Origin of the sequence: Rhizobium sp. B230/85 (assembly GCF_019355735.1) — a bacterium.
Classification (GTDB): Bacteria; Pseudomonadota; Alphaproteobacteria; order Rhizobiales; family Rhizobiaceae; genus Rhizobium; species Rhizobium rhododendri.
Window position 1 is genome coordinate 1,143,777 of record NZ_CP072156.1, and the last position, 16,323, is coordinate 1,160,099.

The 16,323-nt window shown below is 60.4% G+C and carries 13 protein-coding genes; 5 read left to right on the forward strand and 8 right to left on the reverse strand.

Features of this window, described 5'->3' with window-relative positions; genetic code table 11:
- Positions 1–85: 85 nt before the first annotated feature.
- Positions 86–496 carry a hypothetical protein gene (locus tag J5289_RS05440; protein ID WP_209182863.1) on the forward strand — a complete coding sequence of 137 codons (411 nt, stop codon included), beginning with the start codon at positions 86–88 and terminating at the stop codon, positions 494–496.
- A gap of 64 nt (positions 497–560) precedes the next feature.
- Here the strand turns inward: J5289_RS05440 and J5289_RS05445 are convergent, their stop codons facing one another.
- The 8 genes from J5289_RS05445 to J5289_RS05480 all read right to left on the reverse strand — a co-directional run bounded on the left by J5289_RS05445 (position 561) and on the right by J5289_RS05480 (position 10,336).
- Positions 561–1,040 (reverse strand): GNAT family N-acetyltransferase, encoded by a 480-nt coding sequence (locus tag J5289_RS05445; protein WP_209182864.1) that lies wholly within the window; start codon positions 1,038–1,040, stop codon positions 561–563.
- A gap of 118 nt (positions 1,041–1,158) precedes the next feature.
- Complete coding sequence (locus tag J5289_RS05450) at positions 1,159–1,359, reverse strand: hypothetical protein (RefSeq protein WP_209182865.1); 201 nt, start codon at positions 1,357–1,359, stop codon at positions 1,159–1,161.
- Positions 1,360–1,692: 333 nt separating this feature from the next.
- The gene (locus J5289_RS05455) at positions 1,693–2,853 is read right to left on the reverse strand and encodes an acyltransferase (protein WP_209182866.1); all 1,161 of its coding nucleotides are present in this window, start codon (positions 2,851–2,853) and stop codon (positions 1,693–1,695) included.
- Between the two features lie 534 nt (positions 2,854–3,387).
- The gene (edd, locus tag J5289_RS05460; protein WP_209182867.1) at positions 3,388–5,205 is read right to left on the reverse strand and encodes a phosphogluconate dehydratase; all 1,818 of its coding nucleotides are present in this window, start codon (positions 5,203–5,205) and stop codon (positions 3,388–3,390) included.
- A 68-nt stretch (positions 5,206–5,273) separates the two neighbouring features.
- Positions 5,274–5,972, reverse strand: coding sequence for a 6-phosphogluconolactonase (gene pgl, locus J5289_RS05465; protein ID WP_209182868.1), 699 nt, complete (start codon positions 5,970–5,972; stop codon positions 5,274–5,276).
- 10 nt (positions 5,973–5,982) lie between these two features.
- Positions 5,983–7,458 carry a glucose-6-phosphate dehydrogenase gene (gene zwf / locus J5289_RS05470; protein WP_209206742.1) on the reverse strand — a complete coding sequence of 492 codons (1,476 nt, stop codon included), beginning with the start codon at positions 7,456–7,458 and terminating at the stop codon, positions 5,983–5,985.
- A gap of 127 nt (positions 7,459–7,585) precedes the next feature.
- Complete coding sequence (locus J5289_RS05475) at positions 7,586–8,884, reverse strand: FAD-binding oxidoreductase (protein WP_209182869.1); 1,299 nt, start codon at positions 8,882–8,884, stop codon at positions 7,586–7,588.
- A 15-nt stretch (positions 8,885–8,899) separates the two neighbouring features.
- Positions 8,900–10,336 (reverse strand): glutamine synthetase family protein, encoded by a 1,437-nt coding sequence (locus J5289_RS05480; protein WP_209182870.1) that lies wholly within the window; start codon positions 10,334–10,336, stop codon positions 8,900–8,902.
- 192 nt (positions 10,337–10,528) lie between these two features.
- Here J5289_RS05480 and J5289_RS05485 point away from each other — a divergent pair, with 192 nt between their 5' ends.
- The 4 genes from J5289_RS05485 (at position 10,529) to J5289_RS05500 (ending at position 16,226) form a co-directional block, all read left to right on the forward strand.
- Positions 10,529–11,662, forward strand: a complete 1,134-nt coding sequence (locus J5289_RS05485; RefSeq protein ID WP_247749001.1) for an NAD(P)/FAD-dependent oxidoreductase — start codon at positions 10,529–10,531, stop codon at positions 11,660–11,662.
- A gap of 150 nt (positions 11,663–11,812) precedes the next feature.
- Positions 11,813–11,956 (forward strand): hypothetical protein, encoded by a 144-nt coding sequence (locus J5289_RS05490; protein WP_209182872.1) that lies wholly within the window; start codon positions 11,813–11,815, stop codon positions 11,954–11,956.
- Positions 11,957–12,269: 313 nt separating this feature from the next.
- Positions 12,270–14,807 carry a methyl-accepting chemotaxis protein gene (locus tag J5289_RS05495; RefSeq protein WP_209206740.1) on the forward strand — a complete coding sequence of 846 codons (2,538 nt, stop codon included), beginning with the start codon at positions 12,270–12,272 and terminating at the stop codon, positions 14,805–14,807.
- 321 nt (positions 14,808–15,128) lie between these two features.
- Positions 15,129–16,226, forward strand: coding sequence for a polyamine ABC transporter substrate-binding protein (locus tag J5289_RS05500; RefSeq protein ID WP_209182874.1), 1,098 nt, complete (start codon positions 15,129–15,131; stop codon positions 16,224–16,226).
- Positions 16,227–16,323 lie beyond the last annotated feature (97 nt).

A 16,323-nucleotide genomic window follows, 5' to 3' on the forward strand; every position in this document is an offset into this window, starting at 1 on the left:
CGACGTCAGCCTCGCACATCTAACAAAGTGTTAAATAACGGCTGCTATTCTTGAAGCACGCCGTAACATTTGAAGGCTCACGATCATGGCAGCATCCGTGCCGAAACCGCAGAACCATTTCCTGAACAAGGAAGAGTCTTTCATGTACGACCGCGAAGGTCGCTACAAGATGCAGGACACGATGAATGCGGCACGGATCGAATATACCGAAAAAGGCGTGATGCACCTCGCCTCACGCCGCTGTGACATCGTAAAAATTTCCATGAGCGGCGCCATTCTGGCGATCCTGACGCAGTATAACCTGCCGAAGCAATTCTATCTCGATATCCCGGACGCGCGCATCAACAAGGTGGGCTGCGTTCTGATGAAGGTTTTCCCCAACAACACCGTCGAGGTGCGCTTCCTGTCGCTGCTGAGCGAAAAGGAAATGAACAAGATATTCGTCTACAGCACCCACCCGGCCCACCGGAACCATGTGCTGGATATCCGGGGTTAGATCAGGAGGGCACTGTCGCCTCATGCGCCGACTGATTGCGCCATTTCGGCAATCTGGCCTCGACTTATGTCGTCGGCGCCTGCAGGTGTTTCTGCATGATCGAGTATGCCTTGCCTGACTTTTCGAAGGTCTCCACCATCGTCCAACCGTATTTGGCATAAAAGCTCGCCGAATTCGGCGTATAGAGAGACAGCCGCGCGATGCCCTCCCGAGAGGCTAGCGCTTCAAGCTCTGCTATCATTCGCGCGCCGTAGCCTTTACCCCTGTGTGGCGTGTCGACGTAGACGCCGGCCAGCCAGGGGTTCAGTTCCGGGCGTCCCTCGAGGTCATCGAGGCAAATGGCCGACATCGCAACGGGCACCTCGTCTTCGAGCATGACAAGCACGGTCGGCATCAAGCCCGAAACGTTGGCGCCCTCGACTTCGCGCGTCAACATCTCCTCGTGCGTGACGTCGCCGCCTTTGAAGAATTCTTCCCAGCGCCAGGTGCCAGTCGTGCGCAGGAGGTCCCGGCGTTCTTTTGTCGTCACGAAGGTCAGGGTCATGTCGCTCTGCCAAAGATGAGGAGGGGTGGTATGCCCTTAGGAGCAGTTTGCAAAAGCGATATGACGCTCGGACTCCGCCAGTTTGTCACGCAATATCTGTGTAGCCTGCGGCCCGGCCTCAGAGCTTGCGCGCTGCCAGGCGACGCTTGTCACGCTCGACATATTCGGCGCCGCGCGCGGTCAGCCGGAACTCGCGCTTCTGAAATTCGCCGCGGATCGTGATGAAGCCTTGCTCTTCGGCCTCCTTCAATGTCTTCAGGCTGGTGCCCTTGGGGGGAGACTGCCAATCCAGGCCTTCGGCGCTGTGCAGCAAAACCATGATCTTGATAATGTCGTTTCTCCATGGCCGATGCAAACAGCGGCGCTACGTGGTCGAATGCACGTCCCGAACGGCACCATTGATCTGGAAAGACAATGTCGAAGCCGTCGCGGGTTTCATCAGGAGCCAGTCTATAAAAGCCTGCCGTGCTTTGGTCAATTGACGCGCTGCGACGGGTCGGCTTGTCTGGAGATGCCGAGAGTTTTTCCGGTTTTGGCGCGATGCAGCCAACCTATCTGGCAGACACTTGCATCAACTCTATCCGATTGCCGAAAGGGTCGTTCACATACTCTCGCATAAATCCCTCGAGCGGCTGGTCCGACGTCGTCGCCATCAGTTCCACTGCGCCGGCGCCCGTCGGCCGAGGGCCAGCATATTCCGGAACTGCGGCAGGCTCGGGCTTCTGCCGCCGAGAAGCAGGGCCAGGAAGCCGGGTGCGACGAGGCTCAGCACGAAGGTGGCGCAGACTGAGGCAGCCAACCCGACGAACGGTGCTGTCGCGAAGAACAGCATGTGCGCTGTGCCGCCGATGCGAAACCCGAGGGTCTCGAAGCACATCCAGATGGCACCGGCGATTAGGGTATGGCCGCAAAAGGCAAAGAAGATCACCGGCTCGAATGCGACCGTGAAGGCAACCAGCCGGGGGAAGCGCAGCAGTGCCTTCGTTGCCCACCAGAAGAGGATGGCGCCGGCGAACCGGTCAACGAGCTGCAAAACGCGAAGCGCCCAGTCGTGCTCGTGGTCGCCGATCCAGTCGTAATTCGCATAGAATGGCAGGCAGCCGATCGCCAGCAGGATCGCAAACGACAGAGGTGCGAGAATGCGGCTGTGACGATCTATGATATCAGGCGACGCCATTCCTTTGGCAAAGGCGAGACCGATCGCAAAGAACAGCACGATCGCGCTGTTGGTGAATATTACGCCGTCTAGATTGAAAATACTGTTGGCAATCAGCAGTGCGAACAATACCCAGGGTTTTCTTTCAAGCGCATAGAGCAGGACCGGCGTCCAAAGAACGCAGACGAAGACGTCGCGCAGGAAATAGAGCGGCCCGTTGCGAGGGTAGCCCGAAATGCCGAAGAGATGCTGGGGGATGGCGCTGACCTCGGGAAGGGTAGCCGGCCCGTCCAGCACAGCATCCTTGGCAATGATCACCGCGCTCCACAGGGCGAGGGGAACGACGACGGTCAGGATCTTCCGGCCCACCTGATCGCTCCAGGATTTAGAGCCGGCGAGGATGACCAGCAGATAGCCGGAAACGATGCTGAGCAGGGGTACGCTCGATCGGCCGATGATCTCGCGTATCATCCAGATGATGCCGGAGCTTGAAAACGCGGTGGTCGGAGGGTCGATCAGATAGGGCGGGATATGCATGTAGATCACCGCCAGGATGCAGCAGACCCGGGCAATCTTGATCCGGCTCGACATTGTCGGTGAGATTGTCTTCGGTGAAGTTGTCTCGGCGATATCCGGTAAAGTTGTCTTTGAGACCATTGGTTTTTCGCTTTTCCGCTAGAGCCAAACTGGGTTTCGGGTCACCACTACACGCTGAATGAAAGGCATGCTACCAGAAATTGCCGACATAACCGGGTTATCTCACTGTTTATTCAGTGATATATTTTAGTCGATGGCGAAGTGCGGATAAGTTGGGTTGTATGTTGACGGTACAGGACCTCTTCACCGTCCGTATCTTGGTAAAAATTTGGGTTGTCATTTCAAACCGATAGAATGAGATTTATCGCGATTCCCTCAAGGGTTACACAGGATAGCGCGATCGGCGAGAGCGCATCGAAGCTCAGGCAGGAGAGAGTTCGCGATCGTTGTGAGGCCGCTATGACCTCGCCTGTCGAAATGCAGGCAAAACGCGCCTGAGGGTGCATGTCCCAACGACTGGCGGCCGAGGATGCCGTGACCTGGTACGGCAGTTTAGGTCGCAAAGACCCGGGTGTGCCGCAGCAAGCTTCAGGCGATCATACCGAAATGCGAAGCCGCTACCGGCCAGCCCGAGCTGGCTGGCCGCGCCTTGCCTCAGGAAAACACACCCGCGCCCTGGTCGGCCGGGCCGGCGGCGCGGCGGAAGGGGGCGAACAATTCGCGGCCCATGCCGTATTCGTTGTCCGACAAGTCGATCATGACTGGTGTGCGTTCCGCAAGGTCGGCGGCATCGACCATCAGTTCGAGCGTACCGGCGATAGCGTCGATGCGGATCATGTCGCCTTCCTGGATGCGGGCGATCGGGCCGCCGTCGACGGCTTCCGGCGTCACGTGGATCGCTGCCGGGATCTTGCCGGACGCGCCGGACATGCGCCCGTCGGTCAACAGTGCCACCCGGAAGCCGCGATCCTGCAGCACGCCGAGTGCCGGCGTCAGCTTGTGCAACTCCGGCATGCCGTTGGCCTTCGGACCCTGGAAGCGCACCACGGCGACGAAGTCGCGGTTGAGCTTGCCTTCCTTGAAGGCTTCCTGCAGCTCCTTCTGGTCGTGAAAGATGACTGCCGGCGCTTCGATGACGTGGCGCTCCAGCTTGACGGCGGAAATCTTGATGACCGCCTTGCCGAGATTGCCGCGCAGCATCTTCAGTCCGCCATTGCCCTGGAACGGCATTTCGATGCTGGCGAGCACCTTCGGATCGGCACTCTTCTCGGCTGACGGCTGGCGGGTGACCGTGCCGTTTTCGCCAAGCAGGGCGTCGACGGTGTAAGCCTCCAGCCCATGGCCGAACACGGTCCTGACGTCGTCATGGACGAGGCCGTGCTTCAGGAGCTGCTTGATGAGGAATCCCATGCCGCCGGCGGCGTGAAAATGGTTCACGTCGGCCTGGCCGTTCGGATAGACGCGGGCGAGCAGCGGCACGGCGTCGGAGAGCTCTGATATATCCTGCCAGGTCAGCATGATACCGGCCGCACGTGCCATTGCAACCAGATGCATGGTGTGGTTGGTCGAGCCGCCGGTTGCGTGCAGGCCGACGACGCCGTTGACGATCGAGCGCTCGTCGATCATCTCGCCGGCTGGTGTGTATTCGTTGCCGAGCGCGGTGATCGCCAGCGCCCGCTTCGTCGCTTCGCGGGTGAGCGCCTCGCGCAGGGGTGTGCCGGGATTGACGAAGGAGGCGCCGGGCATGTGCAGGCCCATGATCTCCATCAGCATCTGGTTCGAGTTGGCCGTGCCGTAAAAGGTGCAGGTACCTGGCCCATGATAGGATTTGGACTCTGCTTCCAGCAGTTCCGCCCTGCCGACCTTGCCTTCGGCGAACAGCTGGCGGACACGTGATTTCTCGTCGTTCGCAAGACCTGATGTCATAGGCCCGGCGGGAACGAAGATCGCCGGCAGATGGCCGAAGCTCATGGCGGCAATGAATAGGCCCGGCACGATCTTGTCGCAGACGCCGAGATAGAGCGCCGCGTCGAACATGTTGTGCGATAGGCCGACGGCCGCCGACATGGCGATCAGGTCGCGCGAAAAAAGCGACAGTTCCATGCCCGGCTGTCCCTGCGTCACGCCATCGCACATGGCGGGAACGCCGCCTGCGACCTGCGCAATGCCGCCGGCCTCGGTGGCTGCGGCCCTGATGATGTCTGGGTAGCGCTCGAAGGGCTGATGGGCCGACAGCATGTCGTTATAGGAGGTGATGATCCCGAGATTGGCAACCTGGTCTGCGGCCAGGGCATCCTTCTCGGAGGGGGAACAGACGGCGAAGCCATGGGCAAGGTTGGCGCAGCCGAGCGTGCTGCGCTGAGCGCCTTTGCTGCCTACCTCTCTCAGACGACCGAGATAGCGTTCGCGCGACGCTTTGGAGCGTTCGACGATGCGGGCGGTGATCGCGGATATGCGTGCGTCAGCGGACATGAGGAACCCCTGTCTTCAATCGGTTGCCGTGTTTTTGTGGCGGCGCGGACGCGGCCTTCGGGCTCCGGTCAGGGAGCCCAATAGATTTCGACCGGCGAGGCGGCCCGGCGCATGATGGCGCGGATCGGCATCTCGGTCTCTTCGCCGGCAGCTTCTGCCTTGGCGAGAACGTCTTTCTTGCTCTGCCCTTCGATATGCAGCACGAGGAGGCGAGCATCCTGAAGGCTGGCAAAGGTGAAGGTTAGGCGAGGTTCGCCAGCGCCTTCAGCTTCCATGGTGATGATGCCGCGTGGTGTCTGCGGATCAAGCGCCTTGGCAAGATTGCTACCGCCGGGAAAGAACGATGCCGTATGGCCATCGCCGCCCATGCCGAGGATGGCGATATCAAACGGATCGTCGATGCCCCTGGTCTCGGCCGTCGCAATGACGGCGGATTTTTCGGCATCCGCCGCCGGCTGGTACAGCGGCAGGAATTTGGCTGCCGCTGCGTTATTCTTCAGAAGGTGCTGCTTGACCAGAAGATGGTTCGAGCGTGGATTGTCGGCGGGCACGAAGCGCTCGTCGACCAGCGTAATCGTCACCTTGCTCCAGTCGATGGCGCGCGATGACAGCGCTTCGAAAAACGCCTTCGGCGTAGAGCCGCCGGAGACCGCAATGCTGGCCGTGCCCCGTGCGGCAACGGCAGCCGAAAGAGTTTCGGCAACCTTGTCCGCCAGACCGGTGGCGAGCGCCGCGCCGCTTTCAAAAGCATGCATGTTTGCTGTCATCGCAGTTGCCTCAGATTTCGTCGTGCCAGGTGCGTCCATCGCGCTCGATCAGCGCGATCGATTGGCTTGGTCCCCAGGTGCCGGATGTGTAGCCCTGAACCTGCTGCCCGGTGGTTTCCCAGCCCTTGAGGATAGGATCGACCCACTTCCATGCGGCTTCGACTTCGTCGCGGCGCATGAACAGCGTCTGGTTGTTGCGGATAACGTCCATCAGCAGGCGCTCGTAGGCATCGGCGCTGCGGACATGGAACGCGTTGGCAAAGCTCATGTCGAGCGAAACGTTGCGCAGGCGCATGCCGCCCGGGCCCGGATCCTTGATCATCAGCGACTGCTTGACACCTTCGTCCGGCTGCAGGCGGATGATCAGCTGGTTCTGCTGAACGCGGCCGGCAGCGGCGTCGAAGATAACGTGCGGCAAAGACTTGAAGGTGATGATGATTTCCGACATGCGGCCGGCAAGACGCTTGCCGGTGCGGATGTAGAAGGGAACGCCGGCCCAGCGCCAGTTGCCGATCTCGGCCTTGATGGCGACAAAGGTCTCGGTGTTGGAAACGCCGCCTTCCAGCTCGTCAAGGTAGCCCTTGACCGGGCCACCAGCCGAAGCGCCGGCGCGGTACTGTCCGCGCACGGTCGCGTGCTCGACATTGGAGGCGTCGATCGGCTTCAGGGCGCGCAGCACCTTGAGCTTTTCGTCGCGCACCGCTTCCTGGTCCATCGACGACGGAATTTCCATCGCCACCAGGCAGACGAGCTGCATGATGTGGTTCTGCACCATGTCGCGCAGGGCGCCGGCGGTGTCGTAGTAGCCGGCACGACCTTCGAGGCCGACCGACTCGGCGACCGTGATCTGCACGTGGTCGATGTGGTTGGCGTTCCAGAGCGGCTCATAGAGCGCGTTGGCAAACCGCAGCGCCATCAGGTTCTGCACGGTTTCCTTGCCGAGATAGTGATCGATGCGGAAGATCTGTTCTTCCTTGAACACCTTGCCGATCGTGTCGTTCAGTTCGAGTGCCGAGGCCAGGTCGCGGCCGATCGGCTTCTCGACGACGATGCGCGTCGATTTGGTGATCAGCTTGTGATCGCGGATCTTTTCCGAGATGTCGCCGAAAATGCCCGGTGCAACGGCCAGGTAGAAGGCGCGGACGCGATCCTTGCCGTCGTCGAGCAGCTTCTTTAGCTTGTCCCAGCCGGCATCGGACTTGGCATCGACCGGAATGTAGAACAGGCGTGCGAGGAATTTTGCGACTTCTTCCTCTTTGTACTCGCCCTTCTTCAGATGCTCCTTGAGAGCAGCCTTCGCGAAGTTCCGGTATTCCTCATCGGAAAGTGCGCTGCGGGATGGGCCGATGATGCGGGTCGGCTCGGTGAACTGGCCTTCGATCTGCCGATGATACAGGGCGGGCAAAAGCTTGCGCTCGGCAAGATCGCCACTGCCACCGAATACGACATAGTCAAAGGGATCGACGGGGATGATTTGGCTGCTCATGAGGTATCTCTCAATCAGACTGGGGTGGCGCCTTTTTAATCTAATCGATTTAAAAAGGCCAGTGTGCGTTGCAAGGAATCTCTACTCTGCTTGTAAAACGAATTGTGATCGGCGCAACGTCAAAAGGTCAAAACCTGTCGCGCAGCGCAAACCACGTCAGTGCGAGGAACAGAAGCGGCGCCCGGAAGCGCCCGCCGCCGGGGAAGGCAGGGATGTCGAGCGACCGGAATAGATCGAGGTCGGTCGAGCCGCCAAGCACCATGTCGGCATAGAGCTTGCCGCAGTAATTCGCCAGCATCACGCCATGGCCTGAATAGCCGCCGATCGAGGTGACGCCGGGCATGACCTCGCGAACGAAAGGTTGCCGCGTCATGGTGATGCCGACCGATCCGCCCCACGCATGGCTGATCTCGATGTCCTTGAGTTCCGGATAGATCTCCGAGATCTGCCGGACGATGTGTTGCTTGATGTCGCGCGGATTGTCGGCCGTATAGGCCTCGCGGCCGCCAAACAGCAGCCGGCCGTCCTTCGACTTGCGGAAATAGCGCACAACGAATCGCGAATCGGCCACGGCTTCCCCGCCGGGGATGATGCCGGGAAACTTGTCGAGCGGCACGGTGGTCCCGATGAACGAACGCAGCGGCATGACGTGGCCAGAGGTCACCGGTTCCAGATTGCCGATATAGCCATTGCAGGCGATGAGCACACGGCCGGCTGTTATCGTTCCGGATGGCGTGTCGATCATGGTCTTGCCGCCGGATTGGCGAATGGCGGTGGCCTTGGTCATCTCGAAGATCGAGGCACCTGCGGCCTGCGCCACGCGGGCAAGCCCGATCAGCAGCTTCAACGGGTGGATATGGCCGGTGCCTGTATCGCGCACGCCACAGAAATAGCGCGTCGATCCGAGCCTCTCCTGCGTTTCCGCCTGGTCCATGAACGTCATGTGCGGATAATCGTAGCGCGTGGCGGCGATCTCGGCATTCTCGATATAGGCCTGCCGATACCCCTTCTTATGGGCAACATTCATCTGGCCCGGCATGTAGTCGATGTCGATCCCGTTTTCCTTGGCGAAATCGAGAAGGTTGTGCTTGGCGCGCTCGGCAAGATCGAACAGCGCCTTGGAGCGCTCGTAGCCGAGCGTCTCCTCCAGCTCTTCCGGCCACCAGCGCTGGCCCGTGCCAAGCTGGCCGCCGTTACGCCCCGAAGCGCCATCGCCAAACCGCTCTGCCTCGATCAGCACGACGTCGACGCCCGCCTTGGCAAGATTATAGGCGGCCTGCAGCCCGGTATAACCGCCGCCGACGATGGCGACGTCGGCCGTGCGCGAACCGTCCAGGGCAGGATAGGTCGGCCTTTCGCCGGATGTCGCCTGGTACCAGGAAAGGCCGGGGGCGATGGGGCTTTGCCACGTATCGGATAATGCCATCAGCAGTGTCTCGTCTTAAACGTTGAGCAGCAGGAACTCACGCTCCCACGGGCTGATCACCTGCATGAAGGTCTCGAATTCGCCGCGCTTGACGCCCGCGTAGAGCCCGATGAACTCGCGGCCGAACACTTCCTCGAATGCCGGTTCGCCTTCCAGAAGGGCAATGGCCTCCAGCAGGCCGCGCGGAAGGTCGATCGATCCCTCGTTGGCCGAATCCTCGGTCGGTGCCGTCGGTTCGATCTCGCGGGTGATCCCGAGCAGGCCGGAGGCGAGCGATGCCGCCAGCGCCAGATAGGGATTGGCATCGGAACTTGGAAGCCGGTTCTCGACGCGACGGGCCTGCGGGTCCGAGACAGGAACTCGGAAGGCGGTGGTGCGGTTATCGTAGCCCCAGGCGTTGTTCACCGGGCAGGACATGTTCGGCATCAGCCGGCGATAGGAATTGACGTAGGGCGCCAGCATCGACAGCGCGCTCGGCACGTATTTCTGCATGCCGCCGATGAAGTGGAAGAACGCCTGCGATGGCGAGCCGTCTTCGTTGGAGAAGACGTTGCGGCCGGTCTCGATGTTGACGATCGACTGGTGGATATGCATCGCCGAGCCCGGCTGCGCCTGCATCGGCTTGGCCATGAAGGTGGCGTAGATATTGTGCTTCAGCGCCGCTTCGCGGATCGTCCGCTTGAACATGAAGACCTGGTCGGCGAGTTCGATCGGGTCGCCATGACGAAGGTTGATTTCCAGCTGCGCCGGACCTTCCTCGTGGATCAGCGTGTCGATCTCGAGGCCCTGCTTTTCGGAGAAGTGGTAGATATCGTCGATTAACTCGTCGAATTCGTTGATGCCGGCGATCGAATATCCCTGGCCGGCGAGGATCGTCCGTCCGGAACGGCCCTTTGGTGGATGCAGCGGATAGTCGGGGTCGTCGTTCTTGGCCACGAGGTAGAACTCGATTTCGGGCGCCACCACCGCTTTCCAGCCACGCGCCTGGTAGAGCGCCATCACCCGCTTCAAAAGGTTACGCGGCGTATAGGACACCTGCTGGCCGTCGGAGTCGACGATGTCGCAGATCACCTGGGCCGTCGGGTCGCTTTCCCACGGAACCACTGACAGCGTCGAAAGGTCAGGTACGAGCTTGAGGTCGCTATCGCGCGGCTCATAGCGAAAGCTCTCGGTCTCCTCCGGATATTCGCCCGAGATCGTGTGGCGGTAGATGGCCGAGGGCAGGGCCAGCGAGGTATTCGACGTGAACTTCGATGCCGGCATCATCTTGCCGCGCGGCACGCCGGCAAGGTCAGGGGTGATGCATTCGATATCCTCGATGCCGCGCACCCTCAGCCATTGGACCGCTTCCTTCCAGTCGGACACTCCACGAGCCGACCGCAAGCTCGGCGGAACGCTCTTCGATTTGGATACGGGCTTGGCGGGTTTAAGCAGGCTCTTTTTGGATGGCATGAAACACCGGGTTCGCATTGATCTAGGGCGACATCATAACGGCAGTTTGCTAATTGGCGAGTGACAACCTGCCGTGTTTTCCGCAAATGACAAGTCGGAGGCCGGCTCCAAAGCCTCAAGGTGGCATGCGAGAAGGAATTTAGCGTGGATCGCAAATGTGATGTCGTCATTATCGGCGCAGGCGCTGCCGGCATGATGTGCGCCATCCGCGCCGGCCAGCGTGGACGCTCGGTGATTGTGCTCGACCATGCCGCTGCACCCGGCGAGAAAATCCGAATCTCCGGGGGCGGGCGTTGTAATTTCACCAATATCCACACGACGCCGAAGAACTTCCTCTCTGCCAACCCGCATTTCGCCAAGTCCGCCCTGGCGCGTTTCACGCCGCAGGATTTTGTCGCCATGGTCGATCGCCATCGCATCGCCTGGCACGAAAAGACGCTCGGCCAGCTGTTTTGCGACGACAGCGCCAAGGATATCGTCCGGATGCTGATGGAGGAGATGCGCGACGCGGATGTCATGCTGAAGCTTAAGACGACCGTATCGGATGTCGCACCTTCGGGCGGTGGTTTTGTCGTCTCGACCGACGAAGACACGATAGAAGCAGCGTCGCTGGTCATTGCCACCGGCGGCAAGTCTATCCCCAAAATGGGAGCGACCGGCTTTGCCTACAGGATCGCCGAGCAATTCGGGCTGCCGCTGATCGAGACACGCCCCGGTCTGGTGCCGCTGACGCTCGATCCGTCGCTTCTGGAGCGCCTGGCACCTCTTTCCGGTATCGCAGCGCCTGCCGAGATCCGCTGCGGCAAGACCGGCTTTCGCGAGGCGCTGCTGTTCACGCACCGCGGCCTCAGTGGCCCGGCTGTACTCCAGGCCTCTTCCTACTGGCGCGAGGGCGAGGAAATCACACTGGTTATCGAGCCCGAGATCGACGTGCTTGCAAAGCTGAAGGCTGCGAGACAGGCAAACGGGCGCATCGCGGCGCAGACAGCACTCGCCGAATTCCTGCCGAAGCGCCTGGCGCAATACGTTGCCGAAGCGGAGGGTTTCACCGGTAATCTCGCCGACCAGCCCGACAAGCAGTTGCAGCGACTGGCCGCAGCAGTCCAGGACTGGAAGATCAAGCCCGCCGGCTCGGAAGGATACCGCACGGCAGAGGTGACACTTGGCGGCGTCGATACCAAGGCGCTCGATTCGCGCACCATGCAGGCAAAGGATGTGCCGGGACTGTTCTTCATCGGCGAATGCGTCGATGTTACCGGCTGGCTCGGCGGCTACAATTTCCAGTGGGCCTGGGCCTCGGGCCACGTGGCTGGCGAAGCGGCGTAAGCTTAATTAGCTGCGAAGCACATTCAAGACTTGTTAACAGCCGTGCTCCATGATGTACTTTATCGCTGTTGAAGGTCTGCCCAATATTAGTGGTTGCAGGCTGGCCGCATCAGCGGTTATCGTGTCAGTGTCGAAATGGGATACGTGCTCATGAACAAGACATCGCGTCGCGCTCGCGCAATTGCAATCGCTGAAACCCGGGACAGTGCCAAGCTGTTCGCTGTCCGCTTCGCGATGCTCGCGACCGGTGCGACGGCAGCCTGTATCGCCTACATGGTCTCTCGCGCCATCTAACGGGCTTCACTAGGGACGTCGTCGTCCGTGCGACACCGCGTTCTCCAGCTGTGCCCTGCTCTGACCTTCGCATCTCCCGCGGTCAAAAGAGTTTCTTTCAAACTTAGCGTACTAACCTTCTTTATCCGAATATTAACGGGTTTTCGGCAGTATTCGCCTTAGATAAGGGGCGTTTCTCCGGCAAGCAGAAACGACGCAATGATTGCCTCCTGCCACCACGCGGGACCCCGCCTGTGATCCAAAAATTCAGGGGATACACCCAGTCAGCGCCGCCGCGCCGACGGAGCGGTTGTGTATGGAAGGCAAGGCCCGAATGTTGATTGATAAAGTTCTGTCGCGTTTCAAGATCAAGACCAAAGTCCTACTCTTCGTATTGCCATTCGTGATCAGCATCTCGGCCGTTGGCTTGACCGGTCTCTACGCCTCAGGACTGTTGCAGGGACGCATGGAGATTTCCAACAGCGTGCTGCAGTCGCTGACGGGCTTCAAGAACCTCTACGCTTCCATGGACGACTTCCTGCGCATCACCAACGAGCAAGCGCGCGACAAACTGTATGCCGACGTCAAGTCGCAGCAGGCAGTGCTCGCAGCGACGCTCGACCAGGTCGGCGTGGGCGCACAGGGCCATGATGAACTTGCCGATGCGACGACCAGAACGGCCGATATCAGCAATGTCGTCGGCAGCCTCTGGACCCTGCATGATCAGGAACTCAATTTCCGCAAGTCGATAGACGATGCGCAGCGCGTGCTGATCGGCACCCGCTTCAATGTCAATTTCCAGGCACAGCAGTTGCAGGACGCGATGCGCAGCGACGAGGCCGATGCCACCGCGACGCTTCGGTCCGCAGACCGCCTGCTCAAAGGCGGAGACGCCCTGGCAAGCGTAACCGATGATTTCGGGAAAGGCGCCACGCCGGCCGACAAATTGAAGATAGTCAAGGATCGCTTGCCGGATATCGCCAAGGCGCAGCGCTCGATTGAACTCGCCATCCCGCAGAACCAGAAGAGCATGGTGACGTCGCTCGCAGGCACGATCAAGGACCTGACGACCCTGGTCAATGGTGTCGACGCCGCTGCTGCCACGGATCAGACCGTGACCGATGTCGGCCGGCTGCTTTCCCGCTTCCGCCAGATGTCGACCTACACGCAGCTTGCCGCAACCCAGATGATGCGCAAGGCCACCACAACCTTTGTCGAGATCGACACCCGCATCGTCCAGACCAATTCCGTTCTCGAAGACATTCGTCGCCTCGAAGCATCGATCTATTCGCTGCAGCTCGTGCTCGGCGAATTCCTCGCCAACACCAGCAAGGACAACCTCGTTCGTCTCCGCCAGGAAATCGCCAAGCTCGGCACGGACATGAACACGCTCGACCAGAGCGCCAAGGGCATGGACTTTGCCGCAGACCTCGACACGGCGATCGTGCCGGTTCTGACCTCCATGGACAGCGATGGCGGCAAGCTGGTCGACATCATCGACCAGCGTATCGCGGAATATGCCAATGCCCGACAGCAGCTCGACCAGATCTGGGGCAAGCTGACTACATTCGCCCAGACGCAGAAGCAGAGCGCCGGCGCCGAACGAGAGCAGGCAAACTCCATCTCGGTGCTTGCAACGGTCCTCGGCATCATCCTGTCGATTGCCGGCGGCATCGCGCTGGTGCTGACGCTGCAGCGGCCGATCGGCCAGATCACCGCCGCCATGCGCCGCATCGCCGATGGCCGGCTTGAAACCGCCATCTCGGGCGAACAGCGGCATGATGAAATCGGCGACATCGCCCGTGCTCTTGGCATCTTCAAGGAAAATGCCATCGCCAAGATCCGCATCGAGGAGCAGAGCGACGAAGAACGTGCTGCTGCCGAACACGAGCGGCAGCGCAACGACGCCGAAAAGCGCGAGCTCGACCGCCAGATCGACTTCGCGGTCAACGCCCTCGCGGGTGGCCTCGATCGCCTGGCCCAGGGGGATATCTCCACCACCATCGAAACGCCGTTCATCGGTCGCCTCGAACAGCTGCGCCGCGACTTCAATGCATCGATGCTTCGCCTGCAGCAGACCCTCAGCCAGGTCCGCGACAATGTCGAACTGATCCAGAACAACGGCAACCAGATGGCGGCCTCCGCCGAGGACCTGTCGAAGCGCACCGAGCAGCAGGCGGCCTCGCTCGAGGAAACGGCAGCGGCCGTCGAGGAGATCACGGTCACCGTGCGCTCATCTGCCGACCGTGCCAAGGACGCCGATGTCATCGTGCGCGAGGCTAAGCGCAGTGCCGACGATAGCTCCGTCGTCGTCAACAATGCCATCGACGCGATGTTGCGCATCGAGGATGCCTCCACCGAAATCGGCAAGATCATCGGCGTCATCGACGAGATCGCCTTCCAGACTAACCTCCTCGCTCTCAATGCAGGCATCGAAGCGGCCCGCGCCGGAGAGGCTGGCAAGGGCTTCGCAGTCGTCGCCATGGAGGTTCGCGAGTTGGCTCAGCGTTCCGCCGCAGCCGCACAGGAGATCAAGACGCTGATCAACAAGTCGACCCGCGAGGTCACCGCCGGTTCGCAGTTCGTACAGCAGACCGGGACCGTCCTGTCGCAGATCAGCAGCCAGATCGTCACCATAAGCCAGCACGTCGAGATGATCGCCCGTGCCAGCCACGACCAGTCGAATGCCCTGCAGTCAGTCAATTCGACGGTCAACCAGATGGACCAGATGACCCAGCAGAACGCGGCCATGGTCGAGGAAACATCGGCAGCCAGCCGCGAACTGGCGACCGAGGCGGACTCGCTGATGCACCTCATCCAGCAGTTCAAGATCGAGGCCGAAAACGAACGCGGCTACCACCGCGCGGCCTGATAAAGCATTCCATCAACAGCAATTAGAACGACCGGGAAATGTTTCCCGGTCGTTTTTCGTTGACGGTCCTCCTTCACGGCTCGCCCGCGATCCCAATGGTGGCGGCAGGCCGCAGCAACGCGATCTTGCCAGCTCCGCCCAGCAGCCTGCCGGCTTTGCCAATCGTCGCCGAAAAAAGCGGCACGCTGTGCGGGCCCCGCGAAAATGCCCAGTTCGACTGACGGTTTCCCCCTTGTGGCCTTCTGAAATCCTTTCTAGTCTGATCAGAAAAACAGAGGGTTGGGCATTGTCTCGATGCCCGTGAACGGAACAGGAGAGAAAATGAAAGCCATTATCGCACGCCTGGCTGCCACAGCTCTTGCAGTGGTCGGCCTGGTTGCCTCGGCGGAGGCTGCCGACCGTGTCGTCAATGTCTACAACTGGTCTGATTACATCGACGATTCTATTCTCGCCGATTTCACCAAGGAAACCGGTATCAAGGTCGTCTATGACGTCTATGATTCGAACGAGACGCTGGAAGCCAAGCTCCTGGCCGGCGGCACCGGATACGACGTCGTGGTGCCGACAGCGACCTTCCTGCAGCGCCAGATCGCTGCCGGTGTCTACCAGAAGCTCGACAAGTCCAAGATCCCCAACCTCTCCAACATGTGGTCTGAAATCACCGATCGCGCCCAGAAGTACGATCCGGGCAACGACTATGCCGTCGACTATATGTGGGGCACCACCGGGATCGGCTACAACATCGACAAGATGAAGGCCATCCTCGGCACCGACGAACGGCCGAACTGGGATGTGCTCTTGAAGCCGGAAATGGCCGCCAAGTTCAAGGATTGCGGTATCTACATGTTGGATTCGCCGTCCGATGTGCTGCCCTCGGTGCTGGCCTATCTTGGACTCAATCCGGACAGCCGCGATCCGGCCGAGCTGAAAAAGGCGCAGGACGTTCTGACGGCCGTCCGCCCCTATATTCGCAAATTCGATTCGTCCAACTACATCAGCGCTCTGGCCCAAGGCGACATTTGCCTGGTGCTCGGCTATTCCGGCGATATCTTCCAGGCTCGCAGCCGGGCGGAAGAAGCCAAGAACAATGTCAAGATCGGCTACTCGATCCCGTCTCAGGGTGCCCAGATGTGGTTCGACATGATGGCTATCCCCAAGGATGCCCCGCATGTGGCCGAGGCGCATGAGTTCATCAACTACATCATGAAGCCCGAGGTCATCGCCAAGGCATCGAACTTCGTCTTCTACGCCAACGGCAACAAGGCCTCGCAGGCGTTCGTCGACAAGGCGATCCTCAGCGATCCAGTTATCTACCCGCCGGACGACATGATGAAGAAGCTGTTCACCACGACGCCCTACGACAACAAGATACAGAAAACCGTGACCCGGTTGTGGACCACGGTCGTCACCGGTCAGTAGCAGAGCGAATACCGGCCCGGGCCCCTAAAGTCCGGGCTTTTTCATGCTGCAGCGCCCGTGGGGGCGTCGACAATGCATCGCATCATTCGGGGATCAT